Source organism: Photorhabdus antumapuensis (assembly GCF_020387775.1).
Classification (GTDB): Bacteria; Pseudomonadota; Gammaproteobacteria; order Enterobacterales; family Enterobacteriaceae; genus Photorhabdus; species Photorhabdus antumapuensis.
On record NZ_JAHZMK010000059.1, the window covers coordinates 1 to 26,261 of the forward strand.

Annotated in this window: 19 protein-coding genes and 2 pseudogenes; 13 read left to right on the forward strand and 8 right to left on the reverse strand. The window is 47.7% G+C overall.

Annotated elements, in window-relative coordinates:
- The 11 genes and pseudogenes from KZ793_RS20265 to KZ793_RS20315 form a co-directional block, all read left to right on the forward strand.
- Nucleotides 1-300, forward strand: a 300-nt coding sequence (locus tag KZ793_RS20265) for a hypothetical protein (protein WP_225816974.1), incomplete at its 5' end; no start/stop codon positions are given.
- Nucleotides 207-1,949: a DUF637 domain-containing protein gene (locus tag KZ793_RS20270; protein WP_225816990.1), complete on the forward strand. Its 1,743-nt coding sequence runs from the start codon at nt 207-209 to the stop codon at nt 1,947-1,949. The genes KZ793_RS20265 and KZ793_RS20270, both read left to right, overlap by 94 nt.
- Nucleotides 1,949-2,452: a contact-dependent growth inhibition system immunity protein gene (locus tag KZ793_RS20275; RefSeq protein ID WP_225816975.1), complete on the forward strand. Its 504-nt coding sequence runs from the start codon at nt 1,949-1,951 to the stop codon at nt 2,450-2,452. Before KZ793_RS20270 ends, KZ793_RS20275 begins: the two co-directional genes overlap by 1 nt.
- 173 nt (nt 2,453-2,625) lie before the next feature.
- Nucleotides 2,626-3,180 carry a CdiA family toxin C-terminal domain-containing protein gene (locus KZ793_RS20280; RefSeq protein ID WP_317987490.1) on the forward strand — a complete coding sequence of 185 codons (555 nt, stop codon included), beginning with the start codon at nt 2,626-2,628 and terminating at the stop codon, nt 3,178-3,180.
- A gap of 8 nt (nt 3,181-3,188) precedes the next feature.
- Entirely contained in the window at nt 3,189-3,548 is a 360-nt protein-coding gene (gene cdiI / locus KZ793_RS20285) for a ribonuclease toxin immunity protein CdiI (RefSeq protein ID WP_225816976.1), read from the forward strand.
- A gap of 242 nt (nt 3,549-3,790) precedes the next feature.
- Nucleotides 3,791-3,982, forward strand: coding sequence for a hypothetical protein (locus KZ793_RS20290; RefSeq protein ID WP_225816977.1), 192 nt, complete (start codon nt 3,791-3,793; stop codon nt 3,980-3,982).
- 1 nt (nt 3,983) lies between these two features.
- A complete protein-coding gene (locus KZ793_RS20295; RefSeq protein ID WP_225816978.1) occupies nt 3,984-4,625 on the forward strand; it encodes a hypothetical protein in 642 nt (213 codons plus the stop codon).
- 8 nt (nt 4,626-4,633) lie between these two features.
- Entirely contained in the window at nt 4,634-4,996 is a 363-nt protein-coding gene (locus tag KZ793_RS20300; protein WP_225816979.1) for a hypothetical protein, read from the forward strand.
- A gap of 16 nt (nt 4,997-5,012) precedes the next feature.
- Nucleotides 5,013-5,159 (forward strand): annotated as a pseudogene (gene cdiI, locus KZ793_RS20305) (ribonuclease toxin immunity protein CdiI); the annotation flags it as partial.
- Between the two features lie 232 nt (nt 5,160-5,391).
- Nucleotides 5,392-6,348 (forward strand): hypothetical protein, encoded by a 957-nt coding sequence (locus tag KZ793_RS20310; RefSeq protein ID WP_225816980.1) that lies wholly within the window; start codon nt 5,392-5,394, stop codon nt 6,346-6,348.
- Nucleotides 6,348-6,662 carry a hypothetical protein gene (locus KZ793_RS20315; protein ID WP_225816981.1) on the forward strand — a complete coding sequence of 105 codons (315 nt, stop codon included), beginning with the start codon at nt 6,348-6,350 and terminating at the stop codon, nt 6,660-6,662. The genes KZ793_RS20310 and KZ793_RS20315 overlap by 1 nt, the downstream gene beginning before the upstream one ends.
- Before the next feature lie 127 nt (nt 6,663-6,789).
- On the opposite strand, the gene KZ793_RS20320 is transcribed toward KZ793_RS20315, so the two are convergent.
- The 8 genes from KZ793_RS20320 to KZ793_RS20355 form a co-directional block, all read right to left on the reverse strand.
- On the reverse strand, nt 6,790-6,993 hold the full coding sequence (locus KZ793_RS20320) for a hypothetical protein (RefSeq protein WP_225816982.1): 204 nt from the start codon (nt 6,991-6,993) through the stop codon (nt 6,790-6,792).
- A gap of 99 nt (nt 6,994-7,092) precedes the next feature.
- Nucleotides 7,093-17,013 carry a non-ribosomal peptide synthetase gene (locus KZ793_RS20325; protein ID WP_225816983.1) on the reverse strand — a complete coding sequence of 3,307 codons (9,921 nt, stop codon included), beginning with the start codon at nt 17,011-17,013 and terminating at the stop codon, nt 7,093-7,095.
- 1,221 nt (nt 17,014-18,234) lie between these two features.
- Nucleotides 18,235-19,557: an MFS transporter gene (locus KZ793_RS20330; RefSeq protein ID WP_225816984.1), complete on the reverse strand. Its 1,323-nt coding sequence runs from the start codon at nt 19,555-19,557 to the stop codon at nt 18,235-18,237.
- Nucleotides 19,558-19,811: 254 nt separating this feature from the next.
- On the reverse strand, nt 19,812-21,353 hold the full coding sequence (locus KZ793_RS20335; protein WP_225816985.1) for an NAD(P)/FAD-dependent oxidoreductase: 1,542 nt from the start codon (nt 21,351-21,353) through the stop codon (nt 19,812-19,814).
- Nucleotides 21,354-21,410: 57 nt separating this feature from the next.
- Nucleotides 21,411-21,779, reverse strand: a complete 369-nt coding sequence (locus KZ793_RS20340) for a DUF805 domain-containing protein (RefSeq protein WP_225816986.1) — start codon at nt 21,777-21,779, stop codon at nt 21,411-21,413.
- A 34-nt stretch (nt 21,780-21,813) separates the two neighbouring features.
- Complete coding sequence (locus KZ793_RS20345) at nt 21,814-23,091, reverse strand: 4-aminobutyrate--2-oxoglutarate transaminase (protein ID WP_225816987.1); 1,278 nt, start codon at nt 23,089-23,091, stop codon at nt 21,814-21,816.
- An 82-nt stretch (nt 23,092-23,173) separates the two neighbouring features.
- Complete coding sequence (locus tag KZ793_RS20350) at nt 23,174-23,917, reverse strand: nuclear transport factor 2 family protein (protein ID WP_225816988.1); 744 nt, start codon at nt 23,915-23,917, stop codon at nt 23,174-23,176.
- 45 nt (nt 23,918-23,962) lie between these two features.
- A complete protein-coding gene (locus tag KZ793_RS20355; RefSeq protein ID WP_225816989.1) occupies nt 23,963-25,393 on the reverse strand; it encodes a gamma-aminobutyraldehyde dehydrogenase in 1,431 nt (476 codons plus the stop codon).
- Between the two features lie 615 nt (nt 25,394-26,008).
- Here KZ793_RS20355 and KZ793_RS23005 point away from each other — a divergent pair.
- Both KZ793_RS23005 and KZ793_RS20365 read left to right on the forward strand, forming a co-directional pair.
- Nucleotides 26,009-26,095 (forward strand): annotated as a pseudogene (locus tag KZ793_RS23005) (hypothetical protein); the annotation flags it as partial.
- Nucleotides 26,096-26,170: 75 nt separating this feature from the next.
- Nucleotides 26,171-26,261: Rpn family recombination-promoting nuclease/putative transposase (locus tag KZ793_RS20365; RefSeq protein WP_225816991.1), on the forward strand; the 91-nt coding region annotated here is incomplete at its 3' end.

A 26,261-nucleotide genomic window follows, 5' to 3' on the forward strand; every position in this document is an offset into this window, starting at 1 on the left:
GAGGGGCAGTTACTGGAAGACGCGTTAGGGGTACTGGGTAACGCCCCCGGTACGGAATGGTTGAAAAATCTTCAAGACCGCAATGATGTCCAGTGGAATCGGGTTAAGGACGCTTACCGCAGTTGGGACAAAAAAAGCGAAAGCTTAAACCCCGTTGCGGGGGCGGGATGGCGATTGCCGTTGCTGCGGTCACGGCGGGTTCGGGCCTGGCTGCCTGGGCGGGAAGCGGCGCTGTGGGGGCGACAGGCGCCACAGGAGCAACGGCGAGCGCGGTTTATGGGGCGGCTTATGGCGGTATGATAGGGCTGACCTCGCAGGCGGCGGTGGCGTTAGTTGAAAATAAAGGGGATCTCACCAAAACACTGGCTGCCTTAGCGAAGCGCGAAGCCGTCAAATCCCTCGTGACCCAAATAGCGGTGGGCGGCGCATTAGGGGGCTTAGACCACACGATGGGTTGGGGAAAATTAGTGGAGGGAAAAGGCGTTGTCGATCCGCTAAAAGCGCAACTTCCCTTATTGAGTAACAATAACTGGAGTCAGGCAGCTCAGCGTGTCGCGGCGCAATCCATCGTGAGCTCAACCATCGGGACGGCGATTAACGGGGGCAGTTTTACGGATAATCTGCAAGCGGCGCTACTGAGCAATGTGGGTAACCAGATTAACGCGGAAGGCGCCAGGCTGATTGGTGATAAGGGACAGATTCTGGGTGTCCCGGGTAAAGCGATTAGCCATGCTGCGATATCTGCCCTGGCTGCTGAGATTGGCGGCGGTGATGCCAAAGGGGCGGCTGTAGGCGCGCTGGCGGCTGAATTAGCCGCCATCACCATGGAAAGCAGGCTATTTGAACCAGCGTATAAGAATGAAACAGAGCGGCAAATTCATAAGCTTCAGGAAGCGCTGACGGGTAATGAAACTAAGGCCCAGACGGCTAAATTTATCGGAGCGTTATCAGGTGCCCTGATTAGTCATACCCCGGAAGGCGCTTACAGTGCGGCTAACAGCGCGGAGCTTGTCTATCGTAATAACATGACTGAGCATATGTTGTATCAGTTATCGGTAGATAATCAAAAAGATATCTTAGCGGCAGAGAAAGGGGATAAAGCGGCGGAAGAGCGCATAACTGCGCGGCGGAATGCAGCGATTGCCGTCACCGCCGTGGCGGCAGGCGGCTATGCGCTGGTTTATGGCGGTCGTATATTGATTGCGGGCTCGGCTGAAATGGCAACGGCAGGGCGTATTGCGCTTGAAGGCTGTAAAGCCAATCCGGCGCTGTGCCTGAATAACGTGGGGATTTTTGTTGCTGATGCGGTTGCGCCGGAAGCGGCTGTTGGGACCGGCGTTTTGGCTGCTGGAGCCGTAAAAGTATTAGGTAACACCAAAGAAGGGGCGAAAAATCTGGCAGAAGAGTTGAACCATGCCTCAAAACCGCTGTTAAGTAATGCTAAACCTGATACTCATGTCGTAGCTAGTTTGATTGAAAAAGAAACGTTGTATATAGAGCGCAACTCGGCAACAGCGATCGTCACCGCTGAAGAAACCGGTATCCAATGGGGCAAAGGCAATATGAAACAAGGTATGCCTTGGGAGGACTATGTAGGAACACAGCTTCCTGCCGATGCCAGATTACCGAAGAACTTTAAGACTTTTGATTATTATGATGGTGTAACCAAAACGGCAGTTAGCGCGAAGTCAATGGATACTCAGACTATGGCAAAACTGGTTAATCCAAATCAGATATATAGCTCGCTCAAAGGAAATATTGATGCTGCTTCGTTGTTCAAGACTTATACTTTATTAGATAGGAAATTGAATACTTCAATGATTGCTAATAGAGAAATCAGATTAGCAGTTCCGGCGAATACAACAAAGGCTCAATGGTCAGAAATAAATCGGGCTATTGAATACGGGATAAATCAGGGTGTTAAGGTCACAGTAACACAGGTGAAATGATGATGTTCAACAAAGATCAGGATTATTGGGCTGGTTGCTACAGCACTAATGAGTTTTTACTTATTGAGACTTATTCTGGATTCGGAATGGTTGGGATCGATCCTTTATTTCCCCGCCATCTACTTGCACCGGATGCTAATAATAGAGATATCGGTGAAACACTGATACAAGCTCTGTCAGATAGTCGAACATTAACCTCTCTTGATGAACGTGTGGTTTTTTTTGATCTTGGAAATGGAAAAGAGAGATATAACGAAAAAGTAGGCATGCTCATGGAGAGGTATGGTTATAAAACTAAACGCGCCTTATTCAAGGGCATGAAAAACTGCACTATTCATTGTATTAATGGCTTAATAAGCATTGAGCCAAGTTACCACGAAAAGCTTGAAGCTTGGAGCGGTGATATAATTAAAGAATCTGATTATGTTGTTCTTCCGATAGATAGTTCTTCGGAGGAAATTGGTGCAGCTCTCAGATTGGCTTTTAGTCGTTGTATCGGTTAAATCATAAATCCGAGCAATAAAATAGGGTATCGCAAAAGGCCAACGTTTCTTTCTAAGAGGGGAAATAAATCCACATAGCATTTTTTTATGGCTTGTTATTTGTTTGAATAACAGGCCATAAATCACCCCTAATAGGTAACAGCAAAGAAGGTGCGAAGGATCTGGCAGAAGGATTGAGTCATGCCTCAAAACCGCTGTTAAGTAATGCTAAACCTGATACCCATGCCGTAGCTAGTTTGATTGAAAATGAGAAGTTGTATGTTGGAAAGGGGACGACAACCATCGTAACCCCAGAAGGTATTAGTTTCCAGATTAACCAGCCAAGGCACTTAGCGACTGTAGATGGTTTTTCCCAAAAATCAGGTATTAGTGGGGCACACAATGCTGATGCGTTTAATGCAGCTATCAAACAATATAATGTAAAAATTGTGAGTGAAACACCTACAGGAGTGAATGGGATGACTAATATTAGATATCAAGTGCCTGCCTTTGATCGTGCAGGTAATGTAATTGGATATAAATCAGAAGTAAAAACTAAAACAGTCTATGACCCGAAAGTATTTACAGATCAAAAAATATTAGACTTAGGCCAACAAGCTGCTACTAAAGGATATAAAGATGCGATGTCAAGTTCTAAAGGAATTGCGGATGCAACTGTAAATGGAGTTACCTTTAGAATTTATGTAGACAAAATAACTGGGGAAGTTCGCAATTTTCATCCCAAATAAGGTAGATAATGAATATTAAATTATTTGAACAAATCGACTATGATTCTAATGAGATGATTACAACGTATTTTGATATTATGTATAGTGATAATCGACTTTTAGAAGCTATAGGTTATCTTATTAAAAAAATAGGATTTAGTACTGATGGAGCATATTGCCATTTTCCAGATATGAACAGTTATGATGAAGAAGATCATTTTGAAGGTGTTCAGTTTGTTGTCGGTTATCCGCCAACTGATGAAGATACGATAACAGTCAGTGAAGAAATCTGTTATCACTATGTCAGATTGGCCTGTGAAAAGTATCTTGAACTTCATCCAGAAAATATGGATAAGGTTAATGAGCTATTGGCAAAAATACCAATATAAAATCAATATTCCCCGGTCATGTGAACTGCCCCCCAAAAGTTAGATACTAACTGATTAAGGTGCAGTTCATCCAATCGGGGTTATATTCTTCTATTTCTATGACAACTGGTCTGCCAGCATAAGAACCGAGCTGTTCCAGTCAGAACCTTTTAATGGTGAATTGAGGTCTGGGCACTATTAGCCATACCTCGGAAGGCGCTTATAGCGCAGCAAACAGCGCAGAGCTTGTCTATCGCAATAACATGACTGAGCATATGTTGTATCAGTTATCGGCAGATAATCAAAAAGATATCTTAGCGGCAGAGAAAGGGGATAAAGCGGCGGAAGAGCGTGTCATTGCACGGCAGGATGCAGCGATTGCCGTCACCCGCTGTGGCGGCAGGCGGTTATGCGCTGGTTTATGGCGGTCGTATATTGATTGCGGGCTCGGCTGAAATGGCAACGGCAGGGCGTATTGCGCTTGAAGGCTGTAAAGCCAATCCGGCGCTGTGCCTGAATAACGTGGGGATTTTTGTTGCTGATGCGGTTGCACCGGAAGCGGCTGTTGGGACTGGCGTTTTGGCGACGGGAGCCGTAAAAGTATTAGGTAACAGCAAAGAAGGTGCGAAAAATCTGGCAGAAGAGTTGAATCATGCCTCAAAACCGCTGTTAAGTAATGCTAAACCTGATACCCATGCTGTAGCTAGCTTGATTGAAAATACACGGAATCAACCTGCAAATATACGAGTAAATGAAATATCAGAATTATTTGAATATAATCACCCAAGAATGGGGATTCAGATCGGTGATAGAACATTGATGGAGATGCCAAATAAAGGAAATGCGAAAATATTTAGTGGTGCTTCAGAGGCTGAAGTTAAACAGTATTTTATGGAGCTTACTGGAAGTAAAAATTTACCAGCAGGAAGAAGCATTCCTGGTAAAGGAAATATTTATACAGTTAAAACCCCTAAAGGTACATTTAACTTAAGGGACTTTTCAATATCATCCAGTGAAACAGGAAGCGTGTGGACCATTGATATACCAAGAGGTATAGGTAAACCTAACGCTCCTGTTGAGATTAAATTTTTGAAGTGAGGTGCTTTATGAAACTTGTACCTAATTTTGAGCAAATAGTTAATGACTCTAGAGGATTATGGTTGTCTGGCCTGTTTAGTTCAATTGTAGGCTGGAATCCTGGTTATGATTTACCAGCATATAAGGAAATGTTTTTTATCACATTGAAGATATTGTTGGATAAGGATATTATACGCTTTTGTGAACCAACAGATCCTTTAGGTCATAATATTGCTCATTGGAAAACTGATAGTAATACAATAATCCGCTATCTTCGTGAATGTTGGCCTGAAGGTATATCTCATGAAGATGATGAAAATCTGAACATATATTTTTATGAAGTTCCAGCCATTCTATGGTCGGATGGTACTGGCAATTATTTAGGCTCCTAGTGGCAGGTTTGCCGTTGGTTATCCGCCAACTGATGAAGATACAATAACAGTCAGTGAAGAAACTTGTTATCACTATGTCAGATTAGCTTGTGAAAAGTATCTAAAACCTCATCCAGAAGATACAACTAAAGTTAATGAGCTACTGGCAAAAGTGCCAATATAAAATCAATATTCCCCGATCATGTGAATTGCCCCAAAAAAACTGATTAAGGTGCAGTTCATCCAATCGGGGTTATATTCTTCTATTTCTATGACAACTGGTCTGCCAGCATAAGAACCGAGCTGTTCCAGTCAGAACCCTTTAATGGTGAATTGAGGTCTGGATACTGATTAGCCATACCCCGGAAGGAGCTTATAGCGCAGCAAACAGCGCAGAGCTTGTCTATCGCAATAACATGACTGAGCATATGTTGCATCAGTTATCGGCAGATAATCAAAAAGATATCTTAGCGGCAGAGAAAGGGGATAAAGCGGCGAAAGAGCGCGTTGTTGCGCGGCGGAATGCAGCGATTGCCGTCACCGCCGTGGCGGCAGGCGGCTATGCGCTGGTTTATGGCGGTCGTATATTGATTGCGGGTTCGGCTGAAATGGCAACGGCAGGGCGTATTGCGCTTGAAGGTTGTAAAGCCAATCCGGCGCTGTGCCTGAATAACGTGGGGATTTTTGTTGCTGATGCGGTTGCACCAGAAGCGGCGGTTGGGACCGGCGTTTTGGCTGCTGGAGCCGTAAAAGTATTAGGTAACACCAAAGAAGGAGCGAAGAATTTAGCAGAAGAGTTGAGTCATGCCTCAAAACCACTGTTAAGTAATGCTAAACCTGATACTCATGTCGTAGCTAGTTTGATTGAAAAAGAAGCGTTGTATGCGGAGAATAACGCTCTAGGTGCAGCAGCAAGCTCAGAAAAAGGAACAACAGGATCTGTTGTTGGTAGAGAAAAAACCACTCTGGACAGGATTGGGAAGAATAATAAAAATACAGACAATCTCAGTAAAAAAGAGGTTAATTCTGTCTATAATCAGCAACTTATTAAGAATGCTGAAACAATATCGACTGCTAAACCAGGACAGCAATTTACTACCCCAAGAGATTTGAATGAGCAAATCCTCTGGAATCAAGTTAAGACAAATCCATCAAAAGGCCAAACATTACCTAGAATGAATAATGCCCCCAGATTCCCTGAATCAGCAGGTTTCCAAAAAATGCAAGTTAACCATCAACTTCCAGACGGTTCCAATATAACAATACATTATCAATATAATTCAATTACCGGAAAGGCATATGATATGAAGATTACTACCCCACAACGTAATCCGTTGCAACCAGGAACATCAATAATAGAAGGGAAGAAGTAATGAAAATAAAAAATCAAGGTTTACTCATTGATGTATATGCTATTTATTGGGTGAATGGAGATACATTGTTTTTGGGAATGCCCAGAAATTATGGAGGATTACTTGCATATGACGCTAAACAAATAGAAGTAATAGAGCATAATTTGTCAGGTGATTTTATATATTTCCAGAATAATGGAATCGACGGTATCTATCATTCAGCACTTATTAAGGAAAAACTTCTTGATGATATCCTCGAACTGGATGAAACCGCCTACCAGCGTTTTCTGGAAATCTTGAAGGCGGAAGGCAGCATAGATCAGGATTTTTATTAATTGAACTCCTCGGCTTTCATAGGCATAGATATCTCCACAATTTTTCTATCTCTGGGCTTGATGCCCGGCTGGGCCGTCGATATCAATCTTTGTTAGACAACATATGACTCCTTCCAGAAGAATAAAATCATGCCTCAAAACCGCTGTTAAGTAATGCTAAACCTGATACCCATGCTGTAACCAGCTTGATTGAAAAAGAAGCGTTGCATGCGGAGAATAACGCTCTAGGTGCAGCAGCAAGCTCAGAAAAAGGAACAACAGGATCTGTTGTTGGTAGAGAAAAAACCACTCTGGACAGGATTGGGCTTATGTGATGAATATCGACCTTCATGACTTACCGCCAAATCGGGTATAAAAACAATCCGGTATAAACAATATATACCGGATTATTATATCAAGGTTAAATTATTAATATATCAATATACCAATATTACACCGCCTCCCCTTCATCACTGATTGCCAGCGCCATATTTAGGGCCTGAGCTAAAGCCATTTTATTCTCATCATTTTCCAATACACTAAAGTGGTCACCCGGAATAGCAACGAGCTTAAGCGAAGTATCAGCTATTATCTGCGCCCAACCCAGCGACGGATCGATATTTAAAGGCTCTGACTTTTCATCCGTCATAAAAGAAATAGATGGGGAAGGCTCTACCGCATAAAACTGATGCAGAGTTACCGCTAATGCTGGTGGCTCATAATTTCTGACGACTTGTTCGTAATGCTCCATCTGTTCCCAACGCTTCGCCATTAAGTCAGCACTCAGATTGACGGGATATAACGCCAGTTCCTGCGCCGCTGCAATAAACTGCACCAAATTCAATTCATCGATTCGCTGATACAATGCCGCAATCTCTTCAGAATGTTCTTCCCCTAATTGTCTGACCAACTCAGCAAAAAATTGATGTTTGGGTTGCGCTATCTGCTGACCAAAGCAATGAGGAGCAAGCGTGTCAATCAGCCCCAGGAAATTAACCCGTTCGCCAGCACTCAAAAGCTGTTGGGCAATGGCATAAGCCAATATCCCACCAGAAGAGTAACCCCCTATCCGATATGGACCTACCGGTTGAACGGTTTTCATCAAGGTGATCATTCTGGCAGCCTGCTCTTCCATCGTTGACATCGGTTCTTCACTGATGGACGGCCAAGGCAGCGCATAAATCGGATAGCCCAACGGAATATGCTGAGCCAACCCGAAAGCATAGGAATAGTCACCCATGCCACTGGGAACAAAGAACAGCGGCAACCTTGTTCCATCAGGTCGTACCGATATGGCGCTGTTTTGCGGTTGTGACAGTAAATCCGAGGTGATTTTTGCAGCCAGTTCAGCCAGCACCGGGAATTGGAACAAGGTATTCAATGTGCAAACCATCCCTCGACCCGCGGCAATATTCGTCATTCGCATAGCGAGCAGTGAATGGCCGCCTAATACGAAGAAGTTGTCATGTCGACTAACCTGTTCGACACCCAATAACTCACACCAAATCGCCGCCAATGTAGTTTCTGTCTCTCCTTGCGGCGCTTCATAGATCTGACGGGAAAAATCTCCCTTCTCTGGCGCGGGTAATGCCCGGCGATCTAGCTTGCCGTTCGGGGTTTGCGGGAAGGTATCCAGACGCACAAAAGCTGACGGCACCATATAATCTGGCAAAACGGTACTCAGATGAGCACGCAAACTGGCAGTCAGACCTTCATTCGCTTCCGCTACCACATAGGCGACCAAACACTTGTCCTGATCATCCTCCCACACCAACACCGCCGCCTCTTGCACCGCCGGGTGTTCCAACAACTGGATTTCAATCTCCCCCAGTTCAATCCGAAAGCCCCGAATTTTAACCTGCTCGTCGTTACGGCCCAGAAATTCCAGATTGCCGTCCGGTAAGTAACGGGCCAAATCCCCCGTGCGATACATCCGCGCACCGGATACCGGACTAAAGGGATCGGCTATAAAACGTTCCGTGCTCAATTCCGGCTGGTTAAGATAACCCCGTGCAACCCCGACGCCACCAATATACATTTCGCCAACGCAGCCTAATGGGACAGGTTGACCGTCTCTGTCCAGTAGGTAGATGCAGGTATTTTTAAGCGGCTGACCGATAGAACTGTCATCAGCCGGGGCTAATATCTCCTTACAGGTCGCCGTCACGGTATTTTCCGTCGGGCCATAGGCGTTCAATAGTCGAGGTCGGTAGGTTTCCCGCGCAAACCAGTCTTGAATAGCGCTCTTTTTAACGGCTTCACCCCCAATAATGATGAATCTGAGGCAATCCGGTAGCGGTAATGTATTGTCTCTGGCAATCAGTTCAGACCAAAATAACGCCGGCAGCGACATCACTGTGATACGGTTCTGCCAAGCTAAGGCAATAAATTCCTGCATAGAAGTCAGCCAGCGCTCATCACGCATGACCAATGTGGCGCCATTACACAATGACAAGCAGCATTCTTCTACTGAAACATCAAACGCAAAAGAGGCAAATTGTAACAACCGGTCTTGCGCAGTAACTGCATAGGTCTCATTAAAACCCAGATGACGTTGATACAACGCCTGATGTTCTATCATCACTCCTTTCGGCTGCCCGGTTGAACCGGAAGTGTAGATAACATAAGCCAGATGTTGTGGCATCAACCCGGTTACCTGTGGGTTACTGTCCGGCTGGTCTGGCAGGGTATTCGGCGTAAGTACAGTCAACCCAGTAAGCGCTTCTTCGCCAAGCGCCGCCCGGCCAGCTTCATCAACCAGTACCACTGACGGGGCGATATCATCCAAAATATACGCCAGACGTTCTCCCGGATAAGTCGGGTCCAGCGGCACATAAACCCCGCCCGCTTTCAGCACCGCCAACAAAGCCACCACTATCGCCGGTGAACGTGCCATGCAAATCGCCACTCGCTGATCCGGTATGACACCCAATGCAATCAGTTGATGGGCAAGGCGGTTGGCGCGAGCATTTAATTCGGCATAGCTGAAACACTGCTCTTCATACACTAACGCAGTCGCTTCCGGGGTTTTCTCTGCCTGTTGCTCAAACAGTTGGTGAATACATAATGGGTCAGGATAAGGGTTTTCAGTAGCGTTCCAAGTTTCCAGTAACAAGGTACGTTCCGTTTCAGGCAGGATGTTCAGCGCACGTACCGGCGTCTCCGGGGCCTGTTCAAGCGCTTCCACCAGACTTTCCAACGCCTGCTGCATATAACCGCATAGTCGATCTGGCTCAAATGGCTGCACCACCAGAGCAGTCAGCCCCAACGTGGAACCCCCATCCTCCACCGACAGTCCAAATGGATAGTTGGTTCGTTCCTGTCCATCCAGAAATTCAATACCTCTGATGACGTCATCCGACGTTGCCGATAAGGCATTATGTCGATAGTTGAACAGAGCACTAAAGAGTGGCGTACCGCTGGCAATACCACTGCACCGCTGGGCCAGCGCCAGTGAGGCATGCTCATGCTCCAGCAACCCGGCCAGTCGCAGATGCACCGCACGCACGCTATCCTGTACCGGGGTATCATCGATATCCAGTCGCAACGGCAAGGTATTCATAAACAGCCCCATACCATTGTCTGCCCCTTCTCCCGCTTCCATGCGCCCAAACAGGACGGTGCCAAACACCACTTTCTCTTGACCACTGGTATGCGACAGTACCTGTGCCCAAGCCAGATGACACAACGCCGCCAGACTGACACCCAAACGCCGAGCCAAACTGCGCAAACGGCCATTCAGCTCAGGTGCCAACATCCGATGAGATTCCCTCATTTGAGATCCGTCACGATGCACCTCTGTCAGTCCGAATGGGAATGTTGGCTCATCCACCTCCGCCAACATGTCGGTAAAGAAACGAGTATGTGCTGCCTGATCCCCCTTCAACCGGGTCTGAGCCACCAGATTGCGGAAAGGAACCGGCGCAGGCAGACTATCCCCCTGCCCTGAAAAATGCGCCTGCACTTCACGGTGCATCACTTCCATCGTTTCATGGTCGCCAATCAAGTGATGCTGCAATTCCAGTAAGAACCAGCGGCCATCGGTTTCCTGGGTGATGACAAAATGCAGTAGCGGTGCCTGACTCAAATTAAGACGATAATGCCCCGGATCAAAACGCCGAGTTAACTGGTCAATGACTGGACCGTCAGCCGGGTCTAGCGTCAGTTCCGTCACAGGCAACCGTGCCTGACGCCAGACCACTTGCGCCGGAACGGATAATCCTTGCCAGATAAACGCAGTACGCAGGATGTCATGGCGATCAATCGCCTGTTGTACCGCCGCCAAATAACGGTCCAATAGAGAGCGATTCTCAAAGATCACCGGATAGAGCAACAGATATGGGTCGCCTGCTTGTTCCAGCAGGTGATGGAACAGGATACCGTCCTGCAACGGTGACAGGGCATAGATATCCTGAATATTAGCGACGCCACCCGGCACCTGCCCGACGACGCGATCAATATCAGTCTGAGTCAGATCAATCAGCGGCAACATTTCCGGCGTCAGTGCTGTAGTGGCCGGAGTGATGACGTTAGGCGGCACCACTACAACCTGATGCTGTCCCAATGTTTGGGCCAAGTCTGACAGCACCGGAAATTGGAACAGATCTCGCGCCGCCAGTGTTAACCCCAAGTGACGCAGGCGTTCAATCATGCGTACAGCGAGCAGTGAATGGCCGCCCAACACAAAGAAGCTGTCATGTCGGCTAATCTGTTCAATACCCAATAACTCACTCCAGATAGCCGCCAGGGCGATCTCAGCTTCCCCTTGCGGCACTTCATAGACTTGACGGGCAAAATCTTCCTCCCGCGGTGCCGGTAATGCCCGGCGATCTAGCTTGCCATTCGGGGTCTGCGGGAAGGTATCCAGATGTACAAAGGCTACCGGCACCATATAGTCAGGTAAAATGGCACTCAGGTATTCACGTAAATCAGCAGCCAATCTCTCATGCGCTTCCGCTGCCACATAGGCGACCAGCCGTTTGTGCTGCCCGTCATCCAATGCCAGCACCGCCGCCTCTTGTACCGCCGGGTGTTCCATCAACCGAGTTTCAATCTCCCCCAGTTCAATTCGGAAGCCTCGAATTTTTACCTGTTCGTCATTACGGCCCAGGAATTCCAGCTCACCATCCGGCAAGTAACGGGCCAAATCGCCAGTGCGATACATCCGCGCACCGGATACCAGACTAAAGGGATCGGCTATAAAACGTTCCGCACTCAATTCCGGCTGGTTAAGATAATTCCGGGCCACCCCCACGCCGCCAATATACATTTCGCCAACGCAGCCTAATGGAACAGGTTGACCGTATTTGTCCAGCAGGTAAATACAGGTATTTTTAACTGGTCGGCCGATAGAACGATCATCTGTCGGGAATAATATCGCCTTACAGGTCGCCGTCACGGTATTTTCTGTCGGGCCATAAGCGTTCAACAGTCGAGGACGATGGACTTCCCGCGTAAACCAATCCTGAACGGCGCTCTTTTTCACCGCCTCACCCCCAATAATGATGAGTCTGAGGCAATCTGGTAACGGTAATCCATTGTCTCTGGCAACCAGTTCGGACCAAAACAACGCCGGCAGAGACATCACTGTGATACGGTTTTGCCCGGCTAAGGCAATAAATTCCTGCATAGAAGTTAACCAACGCTCATCACGCATCACTAACATGGCGCCATTACACAGTGACAAGCAGCACTCCTCTACCGAAACATCAAACGCAAAAGAGGCAAATTGTAATAATCGGTCTTGCGCAGTGACTGCATAGGTATCATTAAAACCCAGATGACGTTGATACAGCGCCTGATGTTCTATCATCACCCCTTTCGGCTGCCCGGTTGAACCGGAGGTATAGATAACATAAGCCAGATGTTGTGGCGTCAGCTCGGCTACCTGCGGGTTACTGTCCGGCTGGTCTGGTAGGATATTCGAGTCAAGTACCGTCAGCCCGGCCAGTGCCTGTTCGCCAAGCGCCGCCCGGCCAGCTTCATCAACCAATACTACTGATGGGGCGGTATCATTCAGGATATACGCCAGACGTTCTCCCGGATAAGTCGGGTCCAGCGGCACATAAGCCCCGCCCGCTTTCAGCACCGCCAACAAAGCCACCACTATCGCTGGGGAGCGTGCCAAGCAAATCGCCACCCGTTGATCCGGTATAACGCCCAATGCAATCAGTTGATGGGCAAGGCAGTTGGCGCGAGCATTTAATTCGGCATAACTGAGAGTCTGTTCTTCATATACTAACGCGGTCGCTTCCGGGGTTTTCTCTGCCTGTTGCTCAAACAGTTGGTGAATACATAATGGGTCAGGATACGGGGTTTCCGTGGCATTCAAGGTTTCCAGTAACAGTATACGTTCCATTTCAGGTAGGACATTCAGCATACGTACTGGCGTCTCCGGGGCCTGTTCAAGCGCTTCCACCAGACTTTCCAGCGCCTGTTGCATATAACCGCATAGCCGATCTGGCTCAAACGGCTGCACCACCTGAGCGGTCAGCCCCAACGTGGAACCCCCATCCTCCACCGACAGTCCAAATGGATAGTTAGTCCGTTCCTGTTCGCCCAGGAATTCAATCCCGGCCATTGTCTCATCCAACGCCGCCGGTTGCTCATTATGGCGATAGTTAAACAGGGCACTAAAAAGTGGGCTTTCCCCCTGTACCCCACTGCACCGCTGGGCCAGCGCCAGTGAAGCATGCTCATGCTCCAGCAATTCAGCCAATCGTAGATGCACCGTACGTACGCTATCCTGTACCGGGGTCTCGTCAATATCCAGTCGCAACGGCAGGGTATTCATAAACAGCCCCATGCCATTGTCTGCCCCTTCCCCTGCCGCCATACGCCCAAACAGAACGGTGCCAAATACCACTTTTTCCTGACCACTGGTACGCGACAGTACCTGCGCCCAAGCCAGATGACACAACGCCGCCAGACTAACACCCAAACGCCGAGCCTGACTGCGCAGGCGATCATTTAACGTAGTCGTCAGCATCCGGTGGGATTCCGTCATTCGAGATCCATCACGATGCACCTCCGCCAGCCCGAATGGCAACGTTGGCTCATCCACCTCCGCCAACATGTCGGTAAAGAAACGGGTATGTGCTGCCTGACTCACCCCCAGCCGGGACTGAGCCACCAGATTGCGGAAAGGGGCCGGCGCAGGCAGATGCTCTTCCTGCCCGGCAAAATACGCCCGCACCTCACGGTGCATCACTTCCATCGTTTCATGATCGCCAATCAAGTGATGTTGTAATTCCAGTAAGAACCAACGACCATCAGTTTCCTGAGCGATAACAAAATGCAATAACGGGGCCTGCCCCAGATCAAGACGATACTGACTCGGATCAAAGCGCCGGGTTAACTGGTCAATGACTGGGCCGTCAGCCGAGTCTAGCGTCAGTTCCGTCACGGGCAATCGTGCCCGGCGCCAAACCACTTGTGCCGGGGCTGACAATCCTTGCCAAATAAAAGCCGTCCGCAGGATGTCATGACGATCAATCGCCTGTTGCACCGCCGCCAGATAACGGTCCAGCAGAGACCGGTTAGCAAAGACCACCGGGTAGAGCAACAGATACGGGTCGCCTTCCTGTTCCAACAGGTGGTGGAACAGGATACCGTCCTGCAACGGCGACAGCGCATAGATATCCTGAATATTGGTCATCCCATCCGGGACCAGTTCAACGATGCGATCAATATCAGTCTGAGTCAGATCAATCAGCGGCAACATCTCCGGCGTCAGCGCCGTGGTGGCTGGAGTGATGACGTTAGGCGGTATTATCACGGCCTGATGCTGCCCCAACGCTTGAGCCAGTTCTGATAGCACCGGAGACTGGAACAGATCACGCGCCGTCAGTGTCAACCCCAAGTGACGCAGGCGTTCAATCATGCGTACAGCGAGCAGTGAATGGCCGCCCAACGCAAAGAAACTGTCATGTCGGCTTATCTGCTTAATGCCCAATAATTCACGCCAGATAGCCGCCAAAGCGATCTCAGCCTCTCCTTGTGGGGCTTCATAAATCTGACGGACAAAATCTTCCTCTCCTGGCGCCGGTAATGCCCGGCGATCCAGCTTACCGCTCGGGGTCTGCGGGAAGGTATCCAGACGCACAAAAGCTACCGGAACCATATAGTCAGGTAAAATCGCACTCAAGTATTCACGTAAATCAGCAGCCAATCTCTCATGCGCTTCCGCCGCTACATAGGCGACCAGCCGTTTGTGCTGCCCGTCATCCAATGCCAGCACCGCCGCCTCTTGTACCGCCGGGTGTTCCACCAAACGGGTTTCAATTTCCCCCAACTCAACCCGGAAGCCACGGATTTTAACCTGCTCATCGTTACGGCCCAGGAATTCCAGCTCACCGTCCGGCAGAAAGCGAGCCAAATCCCCGGAGCGATACATCCGCGCATTGGATTCCGAACTAAAGGGATCCGACAGAAAACGTTCCGCGCTCAATGTAGGTCGGTTCAGATAACCCCGTGCCACACCCACGCCGCCAATGTACATTTCGCCAATGCCACCCAATGGAACCGGATGCCCCTCTCTGTCCAACAGATAGATGCGGGAATTTTTAACCGGCCGCCCGATAGAACGGGCATCTTCCGGGGATAATATCTCCTTGTAGGTCACCGTCACGGTATTTTCCGTCGGGCCATAACCGTTCAACAACCGGGGCCGGTGACCTTCCTGCGCAAACCAGTCCTGAACGGCGTTCTTTTTTACCGCCTCACCACCAATCATGACAAGCCGGAGGCAATCCGGCAGCGGTAACCCTGGATCTCTGGCCGCCAGTTCAGACCAGAATAAGGTCGGCAGAGAAACAATCGTAATACGATGTTGCCGGGTTAAAGCAATAAATTCCCGTACCGAAGCCAGCCAGCTATCATCCCGGATAACCAGTGTGGCCCCGTTACACAATACCGAGAAAAATTCCTCTACTGAAACATCAAACACAAAAGCAGCAAATTGCAACACCCGATCTTGTTCAGTGACGACATAGGTGTCATTAAAGCCCAGATAACGTTGATAAATCGCCTGATGTTCTATCATCACCCCTTTCGGCTGCCCGGTTGAACCGGAGGTGTAAATCACATAGGCCAGATGCTGTGGTGTCAATGCAGTCACCAATGGATTGCTGTCCGGTTGGTCAGGTAGGATATTCGGGTCAAGCACGGTCAACCCGGCCGGCACGACGTCACCCAACGCTGCCCGCCCGATCGCATCAGCCAATACCACTGACGGGGCAGTATCATTTAGGATATACGCCAGACGTTCCGCCGGGTAGGTTGAGTCCAGCGGCACATAGGCCCCACCCGCTTTCAGCACCGCCATCAGCGCCACCACCATCGCCGGGGAGCGTGCCACACAAATCGCTACCCGCTGGTCCGGTATTACACCCAATGCAATCAATTGGTGCGCCAGCCGGTTAGCGCCAGCATTTAATTCAGCGTAACTGAAACGCTGCCCTTGATACTCTAACGCCGTGGCCTCTGGAGTTTGCGCTACCTGTTGCTCAAATAACTGATGAATACATAACGGATCAGGATAAGGGGTTTCAATCGCGTTCCAAGTTTCCAGTAGCAATGTGCGTTCAGCCTCAGGCAACAAATTAAGCTGCCCGACGGGAATTTCATCCCCCATCCTTTTCGATGCTGCCAGCACCTGTAAGTGCTCGCTCATCCGCAAAATGACTTCCGTGCTCAGGCGGCTTTCATCGTAGATCCAGCGAAAACCCCCCAGTGCATTTATCTGGAGGGTCAGCAATTCACCGGATACCTTTTGATCACGTGGCCTATCACCCTTTATCAACGAGACGGCGATTTGCCACGGCCGGCTTGTTGCCAACGCCGGGATAGCATGCAATGAAGGAGAGCAAGAGAAGAGATCACAACTAAATGTACCGTGCTGCGCTAACCGGGATAGCTCGTCATCAACCCAGCCAGCTATCTCACGCCAAGGCTTATCAAACGCTACCTCAACGGCCATAGGCACCACCGGCGCCAGATTTGCCGATTCATCTTTTACCTTATCCACGCTCCAACCAATTTGGAATACGGTCTGCTGAGTCAAACGTGCAAGGTAAATGACAAAAGTCTGCAACAACGTGCGCCATGGCTCCTCTTCACCATTTTTTGGCAGAGGAGGTTGCCAAGCACTCATTGCCCATCTGGGTTCTGTTTGTTCTCCGGCGGTTTCGAAAGGTAACTGGAGGGGTTGCAAAGCAGCAAGACGCTCATACCAGAATAATTCACTGGATGTGAGTCTCTGAAGGATATTCTTTGTATTTCGAGTTTGTTGTGAAACGTCATTTGCGTCGGTTATATTTTCTGACGTCTGAGTTTTAAACGCACTTCCCACTTTAGCAATATTATTTTTCATCTACTACTACCTCAACGAATCTGTTAGAAATTTGAGAACCGTCATTCCCGACAGTCATCACTAATGTTTCTCTCCTACTTCTTGCCCAAAAATAAAAATAGACACATCTGCTATCCATCCAAGCAACTCAAATACGGGATACCACGGCCCGATTAATTCACTGCAATTTTTGTTGACTGACGCTGAATTCCATAATTAAAAACTTAACCTTATTATCCATAATTGCCAAATAACCTTTAATTTTATCTGTTTTCAATTAATACCTAATTAAAATAATTTCAAAAACAAATTAAGTATTTTAAAGATAAAACAGATCAATTTATATTTAATTATCAAAATATTACTTTGATAATCACCTGTGAAATAACCCTCCGCCCCAATAATAAAGGGATATACCCGTTATCTTTCAAGTTGCCTCTTTGTTGGCTGCACTCGCTCACCCCGGTCACATAGTTCGCTATGTTCCCGGGGATTCTCTCCCTTGCCGTCGCGATGCGTCTTGAAATCCATAGGGATATACTAATTCAAAATACACTTATTCAAGTGGTATAAAATAATCCTGTGCATTCAATTATATCAAAATATAACGACAAGCTAAAAATAATTCATAAAAAATTATTTTTCAACAATAAGACAATACCGCTAACAAATATACCACAAATGGATAAATATAAATTATATTTAACTTGATCACATATTGTTTATAATAACTATAACATGAAGAAAATATAAATTCCATTATATCCAGAACCACCAAGAAACAATTTCAAATTAAAATAACTTAATTTTCCATTGCTTCATAATAATACACAGCGCAATCTATATATTATTCAATAATATTTACTATCGCACAAAATAAACATCCTCCCATTTAAATAATTTAATTTTAAGGCACCTTACATCTCATTCAAAATTTAAATATAAAAATAACTTTCTCACCACATATATTTATAACTAAATGCCCATATTAAACCATTTATTAAAATCATAAAAAACCAATAACAACATTAATTTAAACTTTATAATTGATATTATTTTAAAATAACATGGGTATTAACTTCCTATCCCAATAAGGCTATTAGGATAGGCACTAATACTTATAATCCAATATATCTCCACCAAGTAATTGACAACAAAGCATCCCCTCAGATTCTTATATTTAAATTATTCACAGTTAGCCATTTAGAATATATTAACCAGCTGTTATTTTTATAAAATTATCTATTTATGCCTTCTATAACTCACATCCTTAAATGTTAATGATAAAGCCGCTACAATAGCTGGAATGGATAAAATGGCAAAAATAGTGCTATGACTTAATTCAAGTTTGATCAATTCCGCGCCAAATAAGGCACCGAAAATCCCACCAAATCTGCCAAACCCTAGCATCCAAGCAACGCCCGTTGCCCTACAATGAGTAGGATAAAATTGTGCGACAATTGCCCCCATCGACGCCTGAGCACCATTCATCGCTATCCCGGCAAGAAATATAAACATACTCAATAACAATACATTCTCTTCTTGACCAATAAAAAAGACAAAAATACCAGTTAGTAAATAATTAGTTGCAACCACTTTATGAGGATTAATTCGATCCATTAACCAACCGGAAAATATCGTGCTTATTACACCTCCCAAAGGAAATAATGCTGTCAGTGTTGCCGCCATGCTAATACTGAAACCAACATCATTCATTAAAAACGGCATCCAACTTGTCAGAAGATAAAAAACCAATGCTCCCATACAATAAGTTATCCATAACATTATCGTCCCGAGTAAGAATCGATCGGATAAAACTGTTTTAATCGACGACTTATGTATAATTTCTTCTTCATCAAAGGTAAACTTGTTTATATCATTTAAAGTATTACCGGTCATTTTAGACAAAATTCGTCTTATATTATCTTCTGCCCCCCCTTTCAAAACCAAATACCTAAGTGATTCAGGTAATAAAAACAAGAGAAATAGCGATAGAAACAACGGCAGAATACCTCCTAAAATCAAAACGCCCTGCCAACCAAAATGTGGAATAATCCATGCGGAAATCACCCCGCCTACCGCTGCACCAAGAGGAAAACCACAAAAAACGATATTTATTAACAAGGATCGCCGATTCTCTGGTGCATATTCAGATATTAAGGTTATTGCATTTGACATTGCCGCACCAAGACCTAACCCAGTCAAAAAACGCAAAATAGTTAATGTCTGTATCGAATCTGCAACAGCGGTAGCAAGACTAAGCAGGCCAAAAACAGTGACGGATATTGTCAGCACTGACTTTCGACCAAACCTATCTGCAAGTGGACCAGAAAAAATCGAGCCCAACGATAACCCAAAAAGAGCGGCGCTCATCGTCGGCCCAAGAATAGCACCTTCCACTTTAAAATCATTGACCACTGCGGGTGCAATATACCCCATTAATACCGTGTCAAAACCATCAATAACAACAATTAAGAAACATAGAATTAATACTTGCCATTGAACTTTCGAAAATTTTTGATTATTAATAACATGTTGGATACTGACTGTTTTAGTGCTACTCATCTTGAATCACCAATGCCAAAAATTTCATTATCCTTAATTATAAAGATAAATTGTCAATTGAATAATAGACGTCAATAACATTTGTTTTTAATGTTTCCCGTGTTAATTCCATTTATGTTTATATTATCGCCATGAAAAAATATAATTGACGTTATTATTTTCAATTTATAACATTCCCATGAAATATTTCTATTGACTGACAGTCATGTCTTTAATTTAAAATCTCTGTTTTCCGAAACCCTACGCCTTGCTGCTCAGAACGAAACCATATCTGCCGGATTAAGCGTGCTTATCACTCCCAGAACACCCTTAGCCAACGGAATGGCTACCGGAGAGAGATAGGAACCCAGCGGGATACTCGCGTGGTCAATGCAAGTAAGCATGGTAAGGTCGTCGTTGCGTCTGGTAAGATCGTCGCTGATAGCTTTGCCAATGCGCACCGTCTGCGCCACTCCATGACCACTCCAGCCATGTACCATATACACGGGTACTTTGTCGCCGCTCTTGCTGGCATCGATGGCACCGTTCAGGGTCAGATCGCTGATCCCGCCCCAGGAATATTCCAGTTCGGTTTTTTCCAACTGCGGGAACACGGTTCTGATACGCTCAAGCAGATAGTTGTTCACATCACGCGGTGACCAGGAGTTGCCAGTACCCTGTCCACCGAACAGCAGGCGGTTGTTGCGCACCGCACGATAGTAGTCGACCTGTAACTGTGTATCATAGACCGGCAGATCTGACGGGATCAGCTCTTTGACATCTACTGGCAATGGCGGCGTTACCGCCACATAGGAAAAAAAAGGCACCGTGGTGGAAGGACCGGAGATAAACTCACCCGTGGAGACATGCACCCCCAACACCACGGCTTTACTTGCCCTGATAACCCCCCGCTCAGTTTCTACGACTGTGCCACCGGCATCCTTCCTGATGCCCTTCACTTTGGTGTTGTCATAGATTCGCCCACCCAATCTGGCAAAACCATAAACCAGGCCACGCAACAGTGCCAGAGGCTGAACCTGCCCACCGATATTGTCGATATTTGCTCCATGGTAGATGCTCGAACGCACATACTCTTCCTGTAATTCGTGCGGTCCGATAACCCTCATCGCCGTATCTCCCATCTGGCGCCGGGCATCGGCATTAGCCACCAGCGGCCCCATGTGACCTGCGTGCACCGCAGCAGTGATATGACCATATTTGCGGTCACATTCGAAACTATAACGCTCACGGAGTTCATCCACGAGATTCATCGCTTCAACAGATGCAAAACGCCATAAGCGTTTAGCCTCATCGAATGAAAGTTTTTCCAGCATGGTTTTAGCATCCCAACGTGCGATCCCAGGGGTTATCTGTCCCCCGTTGCGGCCAGAAGCGCCTGAACCAATGTTATCCTTTTCAACCAGAATCACGTCCACTCCCGCTTCAGCAAGATGCAATGCCGTGGAAGCCCCCAGCAACCCACCGCCGATAACCACAACCTCGCAGTTCTGGTCTCCAGGCAGGCTTCCAAAAGCTGACCAGTCAGCCAAAGACGCTTCATAATAGTTGGCTGGCATGGCAGCAGCAGCAGCGTCTTTATGCCAGCTCCAGATGCGCGGATCCAGCCCCAACCGACTGGCTCTATGCTGCGCATCCTCCAACAGTGTTGGCCGGAGCTTATCAACATTGACGGCCGGAGCATCGGCCGCGGTTAAGGTCCGGGCAAACAGGGATACGTTGGGAAGTACGGATGAAAGCACTCCCGCCCCCGCGAGCGTCGCGACGGTAGAGATAAAGTCTCTTCTATTCATTGTCATTTCAGTACTCCTGTCATGATCTTGAAATCACCCGTTGGCCTGATCTGGAGAGTTTCCCTATGAGTGAATCCGGCTATCTGAGCTGTATTTATTGCTGCCAGAGCTCCCTTTCAGACCGGCGAGAATCAGCAGGGTAACAGTGCCGATAAACGGTATGAGATGCAGCAGTAACCACCAAGCGCTACAGTTGATGTCGTGCAGGCGGCGGGCATTCACTGCTAGCGCGGGCAAAAACGTGAGTAGCAGATAGACAGCGCTGAACCAGCCCATATAAACTTCAGGATTGGCAACGGCAAAGTAGCTTTCAAGGAAAGAGATAATAAATACAGCTAGGATCTGGAACAGTAAGAAATACCAAAACTCCTTACGCCTGGCTCGCCCCCTGAAGCATGCATAGTTCTTTAATACATTTAAATACCAGTGCATTGTTATCCCCCTCTTGTGAGGCAGCAGGTTCTATCTACTGTTCAGTCAGATCGAGCAGCACAGACTCCAGAATGTCGAGCGCCTCATTAAAAACGTTATTTTGTATGGTCAGCGGCGGAAGGAAACGGATCACGTTGCCGTGTACACCGCACATCAGCAGGATCAGACCACGCTCCAGCGCTTTCTGACGTACCGCGTTGGTAAAGCTGGCATCGGGTTCCGGACTGTCCGCATGGTTAAACTCCACCGCAATCATCAGCCCGAGCCCACGCACGTCGGCGATCTGCGGGACACGCGGTCGCAGTTCATGCAGACGCTGTTTTAGCTGGTCTCCCAACTGCGTCGCCCGCACATTCAGCTTTTCTTCTTCGATCACATCCAGCACCGCATGGGCGGCCGCAATCGCCACCGGGTTACCACCATAAGTTCCCCCCAGACCACCAGGCACTACAGCGTCCATCAACTCTGCACGTCCCGTTACAGCCGCCAGCGGCAAACCGCCCGCCAGACCTTTCGCCATAGTGGTCAGATCGGCAACAACCTCATAATGCTCCATGGCAAACAGTTTGCCTGTACGCGCGAAACCGGTCTGGATCTCATCGGCGATAAGAACAATGCCGTGGCAATCGGCGATCTCACGCAGAGCTTTGAGCAACTCGGGAGGAGCAGGATAGAAACCGCCTTCGCCCTGTACCGGTTCGATGATGATGGCAGCGACGCGCGTGGGCTCAATGTCGGCTTTAAAGAGATTTTCCAGCGCATTCAGCGTTTGTTCCACACTAATGCCATGCAGCCCAACCGGAAACGGAACACGGTAAACGTCGCTAACCAACGGACCGAACCCCATTTTGTACGGTGCAACTTTGCCGGTTAATGACATACCGAGGAAGGTACGGCCATGGAAAGCGCCGCTGAAAGCTACCACGCCCGTGCGCCCGGTAGCGGCACGCGCTATCTTCACGGCATTTTCCACCGCCTCGGCCCCGGTAGTGACAAAAACGGTCTTCTTCGCAAAATTACCAGGCACCAGGTGGTTCAGACGTTCGGCCAGCGCCACATAATTTTCGTAAGGCACCACCTGATGACAGGTGTGGGTAAACTGTTCCAGTTGTTCTCTGGCTGCCGCAATGACGCGCGGATGGCGGTGGCCGGTATTCACCACGGCGATACCGGCGGCAAAATCGATATAACGTTGCCCCTGAACGTCCCAAATTTCAGCGTTTTCCGCACGCTCCGCATAGACTTGTGTGGTCACGCCCACGCCTTTTGCAATAGCCGCGCTGCGTCTTTTGGCTAACATAGATTCAGTCATAAATGAAAATTCCTCAGCAATCTGAAATAAGCGAGCTTCAGCAGACAGGCATCCGTTGCGTCGTGACCGCAAACTTCGCGCTCTAAAAAATACCGTGGCGATGCAGCGCTTTTGCATCCTCCGGTACCGGGGTGATAGCATCCCAAAGTTCAGCCACTTTGCCGTTCTCAATGCGCCATAGCTCGAAGTAGCTGTAACGCGCTCCGGCGATACTCCCCTCCGAATGGGTCAGAACAAACTGCCCATCGGCTACCGTACGGTGAATTTTGGCATAATGCAGACCCTGCCCTTCATCCCTGAGTTGCTTAAGAAACGAGATGACCGCAGCCGTACCATCGGGAATATCGGGGCTGTGCTGGCGAAACAATTCACCATTAGTGTAGTTTCCAAACTCTTCGTAGTGACCCTCGATCAAGGTACGTGTAAAAAAGTTGACCACCAGTTCGCGATTCTTCTCTCGGTCATGGTCATGGCCTGCTTCAGTCGGGCCGTCTAACTGAGTCCGGCCACTGACGTTGGGTGCAGCTTGCGGCACCAGGCCGTCCCAGTGCTCTACGATTAAGCCATCAGCAACCCGGTACAGATCGAAACCGACCAACGGCCAGTCGTCCAATCCCGTAAAACGACCGTGGATGGCAACCAGATCACCATCTTGCAGTACACGATACGTTTCATGGTGCAGTTCAGGATGTGTCCAGACCCGCTCACGCAATCCGGCAAGACCCTCTTTGATCAACGGGGAATGTTCGATGAAATGTGGCGCAAAATAACGCTCAAGCGCCCCTACATCACGGTCAGTAAACAGCTCGTGGTGCGCACGCGACACTAAGTCGCGTGGAGATCTATTCTGAATCATTACGGATGTCCTGTGTCAGTCGTTGGAACTCATCACATGTTTGATACGCGTATATTCATCGAAGCCGTAAGCCGACAGATCTTTACCATATCCGGAGCTCTTGAAACCGCCGTGCGGCGCTTCTGCCGTAAGGGGAATATGGGTGTTAATCCAGACGGTACCGAAATCGAGTTCACGTGACAAACGCAACGCGCGGCCATGATCGCGGGTCCAGACACTGGAGGCCAGTCCGTATTCCACGTCGTTAGCTTTCTCTATGGCATCCTGTTCATCGCGGAACTTCTGCACCGTGATAACCGGGCCAAAAATCTCGCTCTGGATTGCTTCGTCGTGCTGTTCCAGACCGGTAATTACCGTAGGTTCAAAGTAATAACCCGAACGTTCGGCCTGACGGCCTCCTGTTTCAATACAGGCATGAGCGGGCAAACGCGCAATGAACCCTTTGACCTGCTCCAGCTGACGAGCATTATTGAGCGGCCCATACAGCGCCTTTTCATCTTCCGGATAGCCAAAGCGGGTAGCTTTAGCTGCCGCCACCAGTTTGGCGACGAAGGTATCGTAAACAGATTCATGCACCAGCACACGCGAGGCTGCCGTACAATCCTGACCCGCGTTGAAATACCCCGCGATAGCAATGGTCTCCACCGCTTTATCCATATCTGCATCGGCGAAAACAACCACTGGCGCTTTGCCACCTAGCTCCAAATGTGCTCTGGTGAGATTAGCCGCCGCCGAAGAGGCGACCTGCAAACCTGCGCGCACGGAACCCGTGATGGAAACCATAGCTGGCGTTTTGTGTGAAACGACCAGAGCACCCGCGCTGGCATTACCCAACACCACGTTGAATGCACCTATAGGGAAGAACGGAGCGGCCAGTTCAGCCAGCAACAGAGTACTTTCCGGCGTGGTATCGCTCGGTTTGAGTACCACAGTATTACCCGCTGCCAGCGCAGGCGCTATCTTCCATACTGCCATCATCAGCGGGTAGTTCCACGGCGTAACTTGCCCCACCACACCCAGTGGTTCACGCCGGATACTGGTCGTCATATCAGGAAGATATTCAGCAGTCGCTTTGCCTTCCAGAAAACGAGCGGCGCCAGCGAAGAAACGGATATGATCCACTGATGCCGCAACTTCTTCAGAGGCAATCAGATGCTTGAGCTGCCCCGTATTGCGGCTTTGCGCTTCGATCAGACGTTCAGCGTTTTTTTCCACCGCATCAGCTAATGCCAGCAACGCCTGCTGACGTGCTGACGGTGTGCTACGCCGCCAGCTCTTAGATGCCTCTTTCGCCGATGCATAAGCTTCATCAACATCCGCAACAGTCGCGTTAGGAGAACGCGCATAGGTTTCACCAGTGACCGGGCTGACTAGGTCAAAATATTCGGAACCTTTAGATTCAACATACTGACTATTAATAAAATGCCTGAGCGTTGGTACCGCCATAATTACCTCCTGATGGATGGGATAATATAAAATATAACCTATAACCTAATATATTCAATTGCTATATAGCTGTTAATTTCTCAACTAAAAAACAAAAATAAAAGAGTAATTAGATACATAGATATAACTTTCGACACGCCTGTTCAGGAAAATATGCCGTTCTGTGAGCAGGATCGAGGATTTTTTTAACTAAAAGAAAAGATTCGGGGCTATTCCTCGGCAGGATTATTTACAATCGAGGTAATATCAGATATTGCTCAGTTTGCAACATCAATATTAAAAAACGAAGTTTTATTGGAAAAATGACGATAAAAAAGACAATAAAAAAATATATCTTTATTCGCCGGAATTATATTTGGAAGCTTTACATTATCTCATGCAGCAATTATTCCACCTGGTACACAACTGGCAACTAACCAGAATATTGTTCGTCATAATAATAGTTCAGAGCCTGCATCTCTTGATGTCCATAAAGTTAAAAGTGATGTTGAATTTGATATTATTCACGACTTCTTTAGTGGATTAATTGACACAGCTATTAATGGTAATTTAAATCCCGATTTAGCAGTCAATTGGGAAACTAAAGATAATAAAGTGTGATTATTTCATTTAAGAGAAAGGATAAAGTGGTCTGATGGTTATCCTATTACTGACCATAATGTGGTTTTTAGTTGGCGACGTTTAATTGAGCCCGGGGGTTGAGGTGAGTAGCCCCCTATGTGAATATCTGTAGGGTGTGTTAAAGTTGAGCTTGGAGTTTTAGGAATATGATGAACGATGAAGAAAAACACCACGCCTACATTGCATGATGCTATTTTTAAGCAGTTCCTGACGCATCCGGATACTGCCAGGGATTTTTTGCAATTTC